The organism is Acinetobacter sp. RG5, from assembly GCF_031844265.1.
In the GTDB taxonomy this organism is placed as follows: domain Bacteria; phylum Pseudomonadota; class Gammaproteobacteria; order Pseudomonadales; family Moraxellaceae; genus Acinetobacter.
Genome location: NZ_JAUZUV010000008.1, coordinates 25,182 through 38,802, shown reverse-complemented (window position 1 = coordinate 38,802; position 13,621 = coordinate 25,182). Strand labels below are relative to the sequence as shown.

General features: G+C 43.1%; 10 protein-coding genes. 4 read left to right on the top strand and 6 right to left on the bottom strand.

Annotated features, from left to right (window positions below; all coding sequences use genetic code 11):
- Positions 1 to 22: 22 nt before the first annotated feature.
- Positions 23 to 1,090: an aldehyde reductase gene (locus Q9R21_RS09270; protein WP_311204304.1), complete on the bottom strand. Its 1,068-nt coding sequence runs from the start codon at positions 1,088 to 1,090 to the stop codon at positions 23 to 25.
- A gap of 342 nt (positions 1,091 to 1,432) precedes the next feature.
- Between Q9R21_RS09270 and bfr the strand changes: the two genes are divergently transcribed.
- A complete protein-coding gene (bfr, locus tag Q9R21_RS09265) occupies positions 1,433 to 1,897 on the top strand; it encodes a bacterioferritin (RefSeq protein ID WP_004279207.1) in 465 nt (154 codons plus the stop codon).
- Positions 1,898 to 1,952: 55 nt separating this feature from the next.
- Here the strand turns inward: bfr and Q9R21_RS09260 are convergent, their stop codons facing one another.
- The 5 genes from Q9R21_RS09260 to Q9R21_RS09240 form a co-directional block, all read right to left on the bottom strand.
- Positions 1,953 to 2,369 (bottom strand): biopolymer transporter ExbD, encoded by a 417-nt coding sequence (locus Q9R21_RS09260; protein WP_004279208.1) that lies wholly within the window; start codon positions 2,367 to 2,369, stop codon positions 1,953 to 1,955.
- Between the two features lie 21 nt (positions 2,370 to 2,390).
- On the bottom strand, positions 2,391 to 2,816 hold the full coding sequence (locus tag Q9R21_RS09255) for a biopolymer transporter ExbD (RefSeq protein ID WP_005251074.1): 426 nt from the start codon (positions 2,814 to 2,816) through the stop codon (positions 2,391 to 2,393).
- Between the two features lie 16 nt (positions 2,817 to 2,832).
- Positions 2,833 to 3,732 (bottom strand): MotA/TolQ/ExbB proton channel family protein, encoded by a 900-nt coding sequence (locus Q9R21_RS09250; protein ID WP_155757262.1) that lies wholly within the window; start codon positions 3,730 to 3,732, stop codon positions 2,833 to 2,835.
- A 36-nt stretch (positions 3,733 to 3,768) separates the two neighbouring features.
- Complete coding sequence (locus Q9R21_RS09245; protein WP_004646084.1) at positions 3,769 to 4,470, bottom strand: energy transducer TonB; 702 nt, start codon at positions 4,468 to 4,470, stop codon at positions 3,769 to 3,771.
- A gap of 149 nt (positions 4,471 to 4,619) precedes the next feature.
- The gene (locus tag Q9R21_RS09240) at positions 4,620 to 7,286 is read right to left on the bottom strand and encodes a TonB-dependent receptor (protein ID WP_005104845.1); all 2,667 of its coding nucleotides are present in this window, start codon (positions 7,284 to 7,286) and stop codon (positions 4,620 to 4,622) included.
- 724 nt (positions 7,287 to 8,010) lie between these two features.
- Between Q9R21_RS09240 and Q9R21_RS09235 the strand changes: the two genes are divergently transcribed.
- The 3 genes from Q9R21_RS09235 to Q9R21_RS09225 are packed head-to-tail and all read left to right on the top strand — an operon-like array spanning position 8,011 to position 13,620.
- Positions 8,011 to 9,768 carry an ABC transporter substrate-binding protein gene (locus Q9R21_RS09235; protein WP_311204303.1) on the top strand — a complete coding sequence of 586 codons (1,758 nt, stop codon included), beginning with the start codon at positions 8,011 to 8,013 and terminating at the stop codon, positions 9,766 to 9,768.
- Between the two features lie 22 nt (positions 9,769 to 9,790).
- Positions 9,791 to 11,593 (top strand): ABC transporter substrate-binding protein, encoded by a 1,803-nt coding sequence (locus Q9R21_RS09230; protein ID WP_311204302.1) that lies wholly within the window; start codon positions 9,791 to 9,793, stop codon positions 11,591 to 11,593.
- A gap of 20 nt (positions 11,594 to 11,613) precedes the next feature.
- Positions 11,614 to 13,620, top strand: a complete 2,007-nt coding sequence (locus tag Q9R21_RS09225; protein WP_311204301.1) for a M3 family metallopeptidase — start codon at positions 11,614 to 11,616, stop codon at positions 13,618 to 13,620.
- Position 13,621 lies beyond the last annotated feature (1 nt).

Genomic DNA, 13,621 nt, shown 5'->3' with positions numbered 1-13,621 from the left:
GGTGGCTTTTTGCATAAAAAGATTAAGGAATATATTTTTTCACAACACCATCATCGAGTAGCTGCTGGAAATGTTCAACCAGACTTTCTTTCACCGGACGATACTCAATGCCGAGCTCATCTTTACTTTTTTGCGCATTAAAGAAAATTGGATAACCCATATTCAGCTCTACAAATTTACGGCTAAAACCTGCTACAGGCCCGAACAGTTTAAAGGCTGCCTTCGGCAATTGATTGCGCGGGAAGGGAAACTTATTGCCAAAATGTGCTCGCAGAATTTGGCCCATTTCCAGCAGGCTCAAGCTTTCACTACAAATGATATAACGGCCATGCGCTTGCGGATTAAACGCCGCACGGATATGCGCTTCAGCGACATTCTGAACATCGACGACGCCATTCCACATCGGCGGGACACCAAGCAAAGTCATGCCGTTGGCAAACTGTTGCAGGACTTCTACACTACCGGATTGGGTATTTGGCGTTAAGGATTGACCAAAAACCAGTGCCGGATTGATACAGACCAGATCCCAGCGATCCTGTGCTTCAGCCATTTCCCAGGCTTTGCGCTCTGCCATGACTTTGGAATAAGGATAAGGCTGATGTGTGGCCGAACTGGTGGTATTCCAGTGGGATTCATCAAAACTGTTATTCTCAGTTTGTAGAATATCAATGGCATCGCCATAAGTGGATGCGATACTCGATGTGACGATTACGCGTTTCACTGATTCAGTCTGATTGACACTATTCAGTACATTTTCAGTGCCTAATACCGCAGGTTCGATAATATCTTTGACTGCATCTTTATAGTTGGTGACCACAAAAGGTGAGGCCATATGAAAGACAATTTCACAGCCTTGCATCGCCTGATCAAAAGAACCCGGGCTTAATAAATTGGCCTGAAATAACTTGAGAGTTCCCGGAGTGCTGTCGGCAATTTTTTCTAAATGGGCAAAGCTCTTACTTTTATTCAGGTCGCGCACCGTGGCATGTACGGTATAGCCTTGCGTGAGTAATTTCTGGATGACCCAGCTGGCAATATAACCCGATGCACCGGTAACCAGAACCGGCGCTGTTGTTTGTGGATGTGTCATATCGGAACCGTTGTTGTTTTAAATTTGTGTGAATGATAAGCGAAATTTAAGCATGAAGTACGCCAATGCAGTGATGTTTATACAAAAAGAATGAATTTGTCTGGTCAAAATTAAGATTTACAAATTTTAACGCATGTGTTTATTCGCCAGTTTTAGGTTATTGCCAAGCGTAATGAAAGTGCAAAGTGTTGTTTTATAAATGGGATTTCATTAAGAACAAAGTGTAAATGCAAGTACTTCTCATTTTAATTATATAAAAATCAAATATTTAACCATGGTTAAGCTTTGCAAATTCAATTGCTTTTCGCCATAATAGCAAAATACAGGTAGGGAGTTATTCAAATGCGCGGAAATCCAGAAGTCGTAGATTATTTAAATATGTTGATCGGTGGCGAACTGGCTGCTCGTGACCAATACTTGATTCACTCTCGTATGTATGAAGATTGGGGATTGACCAAAATCTTTGAACGTATCGATCACGAAATGCAAGAAGAGTCCCAGCATGCGGATGCGATTATCCGTCGTGTTCTGTTCCTTGAAGGAACGCCAAACATGCAGCGCGATGACGTTGAGATTGGCGAGGATGTGGTGAGCTGCCTGAAAGCCGATCTAAAACTTGAATATCATGTGCGGGAAAAACTGGCGCAGGGCATCAAACTGTGCGAAGAGAAAGGTGACTATATCAGCCGTGATATGTTACGCCAGCAAATGTCGGATACCGAAGAAGACCATACTTACTGGTTAGAAAAACAATTGCGCTTAATCGAACTGATTGGTCTGCAAAATTATATTCAGTCACAGATGTAAAACCGGATGAATAAAAAACCCAGCACATGCTGGGTTTTTTATATCTTGAAAATACTTAGTTGTTATTACTCATAATGCCAATTTTTTTGACCTCCAGCCTTTGAGCTGCCGCCATGACCATAGCGATATGTTTATATTCAGTGGCACGATCCGCCTTGATTTTAATCTGATCCTGATCTGCTTTTTGCGCTACTGTCTTGAATAAGTTTTCCAGAGCTTGGGTATTTGCTACCGGCTGTTCATTCCAGAAAATCTTGCCTTGTGCATCCAGACGTAATTCCACCAGCTCAGGCGGTTTTTCATCGGTTACAGGAGGCGTTCCATTCGGTAGATCGATATTAATCGAGTTATTCGGCAAAGGAATTGTGATAATAAACATAATCAACAAGACCAGCATGACATCAATCAGTGGTGTCATGTTGACATCTAGCATCACATCATCGTCTTGATTTGAACCAACATTCATACCCATAAACTTAATCCTTCTTTGTGCTTAAGGTGTAGCGGGCGGAGTGGTGACAAAAGCAATTTTGCCAATACCGGCCTGTTGGGTGGTACTAATCACCTGATCAATTGCTTCATAAGGTGTTAACTGATCACCACGAATATGCACTTCAGGCTGCGGACGTTTCTGTGCTTCTGCCTGTAAACGGCTCAGTAAAACTGTTTTATCTGCAATATAAATTTCGTTCCAGAAAATATCGCCAGTTTTATTGACAGCCAGCTGGATGTTTTCCTGTTTGGTTTCATACGGTACATTTCTTTCTTCAGGCAGATCGACAGGTACGGTATGAATGGCAACCGGTACAGTAATCAGGAAGATAATGAGCAGAACCAGCATAATATCAACCAAAGGTGTGGTATTAATGGTTCCAATTACCTCATCATCGCTGTCGTTTGAATTGACCATCATTCCCATGGCTGATGCCTCACTCTTACTTCACGTCACGATTAACAGAATTATTGGTTGTAATTTCACCGCTGAGTAATACCGCGTGTAAATCAGAACCAAAGGTACGGACTTCTTCCATGACCGCTTTATTACGACGCGTTAACCAGTTGTAGCCAAGCACGGCAGGAACTGCGACTGCCAGACCGATGGCTGTCATGATCAGTGCTTCACCGACTGGGCCGGCAACTTTATCAATGGATGCTTGTCCTGAAACACCAATCGCGGTAAGTGCGTGATAGATACCCCAAACCGTACCAAACAGGCCAACAAAGGGCGCAGTAGAACCTACTGTCGCAAGGAAGGCCAGGCCACCACTCAGATGGTTCTGGATTTTGTCGATTGCACGGGAAATCGAAATGGTGACCCAGGTATTGAAATCAATACGCTCAAGTAATGTGCCACCATGATTTTTGGTTGACTTGATACCTTTTTCCGCAATAAAACGGTAGACGCTGGCTTCATCCAGATTCTCGGTTGCATTATCTAGAGAAGATGATTCCCAGAAAGTATTTTCAGCTTGCTTAGCCTGTTTGCGAATCTTGCCTTGTTGCAGGCATTTGCTGATCATGATGTACCAGGTACCGATCGACATGACCACCAGAATAAACAAAGTGATTTTAGAAACAATATCACCTTCTTTCCACATGGCTTCTAGGCCATAAGGATTGTATCCAGCTTTTTCATCGCTAGCTTCAGCAGGCAGTGGTGGCGGGGTCGGTGTAGCCGCTGTTGCAGGTGTTGTTACCACTGTTTCAGTGACAGCACTGGTATTGGGGGTAGCGGACTGTTCTGCAAAAACTGTTTGCAGAGGTAATAAAGTGCTCATGGCAATTACACCAGCAGCAGTCATATTTTTTAAAGGTTTTAGTGATTTTTTCATCATGGATCTCCTGATTTTTTTCTTTATCTGTTGTATCTGTTAGTCAAGGACAAATTCATAGGGAATGTCATACCAAGATTCTTGCGGTTCGCCATTTTTCATTGCCGGCTTGAAAGTACATAAGCTGAAGGCCTTGGATGCTGCACGATCCAGCGCACGACTACCGCTCGACTTTTTCACTTTGGCATCCTGGACCTTGCCGGTGGTATTTACATATACAGAGATCAAGACTTCACCTTGTTCTTCATTCATCAGTGCATCACGTGGATAGTCTGGGCGTTTACACCCTGCTTCACCTTGTGAAACACCACGAGTTACGCCAGCGGGTGGAGGAGCTGGGGCTGGAGCGGCTGCGACTACTGGAGCCGGTGCTGCTACCGGACTTGGTGAAGGACTCGCTGCAACGGGAGTAGGTACTGCAACAGTTGTCGGTTGGGTTGGCGTTGGAAGTGTTTTCTGTACAGGAACTACTTTTTCAACCGGTTTCACCTCAGGCACTTGTGCCACTTTTTCCACGATTTTTGGTGGTTCAGGTGGAGTTTCTTTTGGTGGCTCAGGTTCAGGCGGCTTAATATCTTGAATAATCATTAGTTCAACCGGCTGTTCTGTCGGTTTAATAATGTCTTTTGCCATACCAGCCATGAGTACTAGGCCAACCAGGATATGCAAAAAAACAACGACCCCAATACCAGTCAGTTTTTTGGCGGAGTTTTTTTCTAAGTCTTCAAACTTTGTGCCCATCATGACTCCTAGAATTTAAGACAAACAGGAAATAGTGCACTGATGAGAAAATTGTTTTTAGTTACAGGCAGCATTATTTTTTGTTTGGCTAAAATTAAACGGGGAAAACCGCAAACACCGCTTGGCAGCAGTGTTTGCGAAGTAATTAATTAAAAGAATTTATAGGTACCACGTAGGAAGTAGGTACGGCCCATTGGATCACCGTGACGAGGGTCATAGCCATATTGAGCATTGTTGGTTGCATCAGAAGCAGGTGGTTCTGCATCAAACATGTTGCGAATACCTGCAGTTAGCTCTAAATTCTTGAATCCGCTATAGGTGCCTGCAAAGTTATAAAGCGTATAGGCACTTACATCACGTTCTTGAGAAAAGTCTTCATAACCACGGATATATTGTTGTTCTAGTCTCATTTTCCAGTCTTCATAAGACCAGTTGATATTGGCAATATGTCTCCAGCGGACGACTGCAGGATCATCATAGATGCCGACGAGCCCTTCCCATTCACCGTTTGGTTCTTCTTGCTCATCCATTTTGATGACATAGGTACCATCAATCCCAAAACCAAAACGGCCTGTTGCTGTCATTGGGCTTAAGTAGTTCAGGCTGAGGTCAATCCCTTCAGTTTTTAATCCACCCATATTTTGTAGAGTTGTATTTAAATACTGGATACGACCATCTGGAGCGTAAACGATCAGATTGCCATAGCGATCAAGGTCATTAAAAATGTCATTAGGAGTAACTGAGCTGACTAAACCTTCAATGTCAATATTGTAGTAATCAGCGGTGAATACCAGATTCTTGATTGGTTCATATACGAATCCGGCTGTAAAAGAGGTTGATTCTTCTGGCTGTAAGTCTGGGTTACCACCTTGTTTACGCTTGAACTGCATACCACATTGGTCTGCAAATTGGGTGCTGGTCGGTTGACCGTTAGCATCACAAAAACGTGGGTTATTGAAGTTAGTGCTAGTATTGGTTTCACTTTGTAAAGAGTTGATTTCCCACATACTTGGGGCACGGAATCCAGTACTATAAGAACTACGGAACATTAACTCTTTAACCGGTTCCCAACGTAGGGATACTTTTGGATTGAAAGTATCACCAAAGTCACTATAGTCATCATAACGTGCCGCAAGTTGAGCTTCTAGAGTCGGCAAGATCGGTACATGTAATTCAGTAAACACCGCAGTAATATCACGGTCACCTGAACTTGACGGTTTATTTGGATCAATACCAGAACCTGGAACCTGGCGAACAAGATCGGCATTCACCTTGGCTTCCCAGTCCTGAGTGGTGTAGCTACCACCCAAGGCAAATCCAACTTCACCTGCAGGTAGTTCATAGATTGGACGGCTGACGGTGAAATCTATAGTGGTAGAATCCAGACTTGCCATATTTGTTGGGCCTGCCACATCAAAAGTAGACCATTTCCCAGCATCTGCAGCGGCCTGAGGACCAAATGGGTTTAAGGTGCCATCATTAAGTGCGGCTTGAACCAAACTTTGATTCAGGTAACCACTGACGAAATTATCAGTTGCTTCACTTTTGGCATAAGTAACGCCACCATTTACATCCCAACCGTAGACTTCACCTTCAATCCCTGCAAAAAAGCGGTTTGATTCATTTTCTGATTGAGAAACACGGTTACCTGATTGTGAACGTAAATAAAGTGCTGCTCTTGGATCTACCAGACCAGCGATGTCTGGTGTAATGCCGTTGCCTGGATAATATTTGCTGGTATTTGGAATAGAAAGACTACCTCCCCATACATCAGGTGCTATCGAGGTTTTTACTTTACTTTCAGTATAAATATATTCAGCAACCGCATTTAATGAATCGGTTAATTTGAAGGTACCTTTACCTAGAGCTGAAAAAGTTTCTTCTTCTGGAGTAATACCAATGAGTGCTTGAGTGTTTAACAGGCAACGTGTACCAGATACAAACATATTTGGTGCATTATTACAGTTTTGATTGATATAAGGGTTAACTACACCTACACCTGAATCTAAAAGGTTGGCAGGGAAGCCGGCACTTGAACCGATCGCCATGTTCAACTCTGGAATTAAACCACCACGACGGCTGACTTTACGATCTTTGGCCATGATCATGTCAGAAGTACGATAATCTACTACACCGTAAACGTTGAAACCTTGTTCATCCAGATCACCATAACCACCGAAAATAGAGACATCATATTTGTCGCCATTCTTTTCTTCAGGTGCTTGCAGTCCACCAGAAATACCGAAACCTTGGTATTCCTTTTTGATAATAAAGTTAATTACACCGGCAATTGCATCTGCACCATATACTGCAGAAGCACCATCACGCAGAATCTCGATTCGCTCAACCATCGCGAGCGGAATAATATTCAGGTTAACTTCAGAAGTACTAAATGGGCTGTTAGCCAAACGACGCCCATTTAATAAAACTAAGGTCTTATCAGTACCAATCCCACGCAGGTTGGCAGAAGAACCTGAAGTATTACTTTTACCAATATTTTGAGAAACAGCAAAACCAGCTTGGTTAGCACTTACTTTATTAATGGCTTCTTCAACCGTGGTGACCCCCTGATTCACCAGATCTTCGACTTTAAGCACAGTAATAGGAGATGCACTTTGTGCAGCTACTCCTTTAATAGATGAACCTGTCACTGTCACTTTTTGAACCTTGGTAGGTTGAGCGGCAGAGTTTTCTGGTTCATCGGCTGCATGTGCCAAAGACAAGCACATCATACTTAAGGTAAGCGTACTTAACTTGAGTATTGTCTTGCCAACTGTTGGAGCCCCCATAGATCCGACCAATTTGTTTTTTTTCATCGTAATTTTCACCCTTTTGTTATGTGAAGTAGTGCTGGGAGGACTTAAGCAAAGCGAATGCCAACTTATAAATTATTAATTTTAAAAAATATTAAGTGATTGAAAAAATTATATTTAATTTAGTTTTTTGGGAGGTTTACTAAGTTTTGATGAAGAAAAATTAAGAGAGTGGGGTTTAAAATCTGAAGAAAGTCTCTATAGGAAACCATGAGAAAGTAAAAAATAAATATTTAATGAATAAGAAAGGAATCTAAAACTGAAAGATAAATTGAATAAAGTTTAATCATGGTGCATGATTTTTACATAAAATATACAATAATTTAATAAGATAATAATTATATATTTCATTTGCTTATGTATGTATTTTCTTGGGTTGAAGTAGTGGGAGGATGCAATAATATGAAACAGGTCTGGTTTATTTTTGTGCAGACTAGGCTTGGGACTAGATTTTAAGAATAAATATTAAATTAATGATTCATGGAAAATATTATGTTATTGATAATGTTTTAAATGATTAATAAAAATAAGCTTTTTTGAGTTAATAACAGGAAAAAATCGTTATTTTTCGAGGATGGCATGAAATTCGCTTTGTTCAGTTTATTCCATCTGTCCAGCTTTGACCCATCCATTGAAGCAAATATGGGATGATGTGTTAAAGACTTCCTATAGTAATAAAACTTCAAGATCAAGAATAGGTACAAATTTGAAATCAGCATTTTTCAGTATGACAATTTTGGCTTTGGCCATGACTACGGGGCAAGCCTCCTGGGCAAAATCATCTGCACATCCGGATAAAGTTTTAAACCTGGCTTTCGAAGCGCCTGATGATGGTTTTGATATGGTCAAAACCTATAATTTTTATAGTGGTAGCGTTGCTGAAGCTATTTTTGAGCCTTTATTACGTTATGACTATCTGGCGCGGCCGGCAATCTTGGCTCCAAATACAGCTGAATCTTTGCCCAAAGTTGAGCAGGATGGCAAAGTTTATACCTTTAAAATCAAGCCAGGAATTTATTTTAGTCCTGATCCTGTATTTCAGGGTAAGAAGCGTGAACTGGTGGCGCGTGATTATATCTATTCCATGCAAAGGATTATGGATCCCAAAAATCATTCTCCTTCTTTTTCTTTTATTGAGGGAAAAATCCTTGGGGCAGAGCAGATCATCCAGCAGGCTAAAAAAACCGGCAAGTTCAACTACGATGCACCGATTGCCGGTTTAAAAGCACTAGATAAATATACTTTGCAAATTACCCTGACCCGTTCCGATCTGAATTTTCCCTATATTCTGGCCTATGTGGCTTTTAGTGGTACCGCACGGGAGGTGATCGAACATTATGGTCATCGGGCAGGTCAGCATCCGGTTGGAACAGGGGCGTATCAGTTACACAAATATGTGCCGCGTAGCCGTATTGAATTGACCGCCAACCCGAATTATCGCGGTTTTGTCTGGAACTTTAAGGGCGATGGTTCCGAATGGGATCAACGTATTGTCAAAGCCATGCAAGGCAAGCAGATGCCGCAAATTGGCAAGGTCAAAATCAGTATTATTGAAGAAGAACAGTCTCGCTGGCTGGCTTTAAAGTCTGGACAACTGGACTATGACAAACTCACTGCGAGCGGCGCCGAACAGGCACTGGAAAATAAGCAGCTGAAAAGCGAATACAAGAAAAAAGGCATCCTGCATTATCCGAATAAAGAACCGGAAATTACCTATACCATCATGAATATGCGAGATCCGTTAATTGGTGGGAATTCACTGGAAAAAATTGCCTTACGTCGTGCTCTCGCCTTGTCCTATAACCAGAAAGAAGCCATCCAGCAGTTGTACAAAGGTCATGCCGATAAAGCTGAAATGATTTTGCCAGAGGGCGTGGGTGGACATGACCCGACGTATAAAAGCAGTATTGCTTATAACCCATTACTGGCCAATAAACTGCTTGACCGCTTTGGCTATAAGAAAGGCGCTGATGGTTACCGAACCTTGCCTGATGGCAAACCTTTGACACTAAAAATGAATTCAACCAGCTCAAGCTCTTCGGTGATTTCTGCAGAGTTATGGAAAAAGAATCTGGATGCGATCGGGGTGCGAATTGAGTTCAAGGTTAGTAATTTTGCTGACAATCTAAAAGAAGCCACCCAATGCAAACATATGATGTGGGGGGGAGCCTGGATTGCGGACTATCCGGAAGGGGAAAACTTTGCCCAGTTACTGTATGGGCCAAATGCGCAGCAAGGCAACCTGAGTTGCTATACCTCAAAAGCCTACGACGCATTGTACCAGACCGCGATGAAACTGCCGCCGCAGCAGCGGATGCCATATTATGAGCAGATGAACCGTCAGATGGAGGCCGATAATCCATGGATTCTGCACAATACCCGTATACGCAACTGGTTGATTCATCCGCATGTACAGGGCTTTAAGGCCCATCCGGTGACCAGAGCAGTTTGGCAATATATGGATATTGAACCTGTTAAAAAATAACTTGAGAAGATTAAGAACCAGTATGAATGTGAATAAAAATACTTTAAAAAAACTGGCCAGTGGGGTGTTAGTGGCCGGTTTGATGATGGCAGGGAGTGCATCGACATGGGCCAGCAATCCTGCCAACCCGAATAAGGTTTTAAAAACAGTATTTCTGGCAGCTGAAACCGGTTTTGATCCGGGTTATATCCATGACCGTTATTCAGCCAAGATTAATGCCGCGATTTTTGAGACTTTATTTACCTATGATTATCTGGCCTCGCCGGCAAAATTAGTGCCATTGACTGCAGTCAGTTTGCCTCAAGTGAGTGCAGACGGTTTGACTTATACCATTAAAGTTAAAAAGGGTATTTACTTTGCCGATGATCCGGTCTTCGGCGATAAAAAACGTGAACTGACTTCGTATGACTATGCTTATAGCTTGAAACGTTTATTGGACCCAAAGCTGCATTCACCGAACAGCTGGTTGCTGGATGGCCGAATTAAAGGGCTGGACGCATGGATGGCTCTAAGCAAAAAGAATGGCAAAGCCTATGAAAATCCGTTTGAAGGGATTCAGACTCCAGACCGCTATACCTTGATATTAAAGCTGAATAATCCGGATCAGAACTTTCCGATGTTGCTGGCACATGGACCTGCCGCTGCAGTAGCTCGTGAAGTGATTGAAAAATATAAAGACAAGGCGGGTTGGGTCATGAATAGGCCAGTGGGAACTGGCCCTTATGTGCTCAGCCGTTGGACACCAGGCTCACGGATTATCTTAAAACCAAATCCAGCTTATCGTGGTTTTGTCTGGGACTTTAAAGCCAGTGGTGCAGAAGATCAGGCCATTGTAAAAGCCATGCAGGGCAAAAAAATGCCTCAAATCGGCACTATTGATGTGCGTGTTATTGAAGAAGCGCAATCCCGGATGCTGGCATTTAAGAAAAATGAACTGGACCTGCTCGAAATTGAGGGCGATATCGTCGTACAGGCCCTCGATGGTGACAAATTAAAGCCTGAGCTGGCTCAGCAGGGAGTGAAGCTGTCACGTATTTTAGAGCCCTCCATTAGCTATCATTACTGGAATATGCAAAACCCGGTCGTGGGTGGTTTCGCGCCAGAAAAAATTGCCTTACGTCGTGCCATGGCGATGGCATTTTCTGTAGAAAACATGATCAATGTATTACTTAAGGGGGATGGAGCAAAACTGCACATGCCTATCCCCCCAGGAGTAGCAGGCTATTCACCGTCCTATAAAAGCAGTATTCCCTATTCAGTCAAAGCAGCCAACATGTTGCTCGACCGCTATAACTACAAGATCGGTGCAGATGGCTGGCGGAAAACGCCTGAAGGTAAACCTCTGGTGATTGAACTGATTACTGGGAATACCAGTCGGGGCCAGCAACAGGGTGAGTTCTGGAAAAAGACCCTGGACAGTATCCATATTCAGCTGACCAGTAAGGCCATGCCATTCGCTGAAGGCATCAAGCTGGAAAAGCAATGTAAAACCATGTTCAAGAGTTCTGCATGGATTGCCGATTATCCGGATGCCGACAATTTTATGCAGCTGTTCTATGGCAAGAATGTCAATGTCACCAACAATGCCTGTTTCAAGCATCCTGAATTTGACCGTCTTTACGAGCAAACCCAGAGCATGCCGCCAGGTCCGGAGCGTGATCTGCTCTATCGCAAAATGACCAGGATTCTCGAAGTCAACATGCCAACCCTGATGCTCTATAGCACCTACCGTAACGCCTTGACCCAACCCCAAATTATTGGACATAAGTCCCATCCGATTCTGTCTTCAGAATGGATGTATATCGATATTAATACGAAAAAGTAAGAAAAAATCTGGAGATGAATATGAAATCAAAGTCTTTAAAATTAAGTACCTTATGTTTAATGATAATGGGGGGATATCAAGGTGTAGCGGCAGATACCCAAGTACAGCTGCTGCCATTATTCAAGGCTGCAGAAATTCCGTCTTTATGTGATGCCAGTCTGGCCTCCATGCAAAAAGATATCCAGATATTTGAAAATAAGAAAATTAAAAATAAAGCCAAGGCCGGACCTTATCTGGCTGAATGGGATGAGTTGCATGCCAAAGCCCGTGATTTCGGTGCTGCAGTAGGGCTATATAGTAATGTCGATCCGGATCCTGCATTGCGTCAGGCAGCCGATGACTGTGAACTTAAAATCAGCAAATACCAGACCACCCTGTATCAGAATCCTAAACTGTATGCCCAGTTCAAGAAACTGAAAGCCAGTGATCCGATTGATCAGAAATTTTTAGAAGATATTCTGGAGCAGTTTGAGAACACCGGGGTACAACTCAGTGCAGAAAAACAGAAACGACTGAAAGAAATTATTGAAGAAAGTACCAAACTGGGACAGGACTTTTCCAAAAATGTGCGGGATAACCCTGAAAAAGTTGAATTTACTCCAGCTGAAATGAAAGGCCTGCCAGAAAGTTACATCGCAAATTTAAAGAAAAATGAAAAGGGCAATTATCTGCTCGGCTTTGATTATCCGGAATACCAGCCTTTTATGGAGCTGGCAGAAAGTGATGAAGCACGCAAACGTTACCAGACCGCTTACACGCGTCGCGGGACCGAACAAAACTTGCAATTCATGAAAAAGGCCATTGATCTGCGTTATGAAATGGCACAACTTTTTGACAAGGAAAGCTATGCCCATTCTGCGCTTGAATTCCGCATGGCCAAAACTTCGGAAGCGGTGAACGGTTTTCTGGATGAGGTTTATGCCAAAGTTGCACCTCTAGAAAAGCAGGATGTAGAACAATTACGCCAGTTCAAGGCTGAAACTTTAAAAGTTCCATTAGAGAAAGCAGAAATTACACGCTGGAATCAGGGTTACTGGAGTGAAAAACTGCGTCAGGCCAAATACAAGGTAGACCAGGAAAAATTGCGGGATTATTTCCCGACAGAAGCATCGCAAAAATGGTTATTCGCTATTTCTTCGGAACTCTATGGTATTGAGTTCAAGCCGGTGAAAGTCAAGGCCTGGCATGATGAAGTAGAATATTATGCGGTACATGACAAAGCTACGGGCGAATTCCTGGGCGGATTATATGTTGATAAATACCCGCGTGAAGGCAAATATGGGCATGCAGCTGTCTGGGGAGCTTATGGCGGCAGTACCCTGAATCAGCGTCGTCCGGTATCGGTACTGGTGACCAATTTTAACCGTAAGGGCTTGAACAGCAATGAACTGGAAACCTTTGTGCATGAAATGGGTCATGCCTTGCACGGGATTCTTTCGAAGACCCGCTATACAGAACAATCTGGTACTTCGGTAGAGCGTGACTTTGTTGAAGCGCCGTCACAGATGTACGAAGAGTGGGCACGTCGTCTGGAAACCTTGTCAAAAGTAGCAGATTACTGTGAGCCAGCATGTCCTCGGGTGGATGCTGCCATGACCGAGCGCTTAAAGAATGTGAAGAATTACGGCCGAGGCCTGCATTATGCCCGTCAGGCTTTATATGCCCAATATGATATGGCCCTGCATGGTAAAGATGCAAAAAACATTGAGCCTTTAAAACTCTGGCAGGATATGGAAGGTAAAACTGCCTTGGGTTATGTTAACGGTCAGCAGTTCCCGGGACAGTTCGGGCATCTGATGGGCGGCTATCAAGCAGGTTACTACAGCTATATGTGGTCTGAGGTTATTGCCCTGGATATGCTTTCCTCCTTTGGTGATCAGCTGATGGACAAGAAAGTCGGTGCGCATTATCGCAATACGGTCCTGGCTCAAGGTGGTCAAAAGCATGGCGAGCAAATGGTGAAAGACTTCTTGGGTCGTGATCCGGACAGCAAAGCTTTCTTTAATGAAATCTCTGGAAAAAATTAAG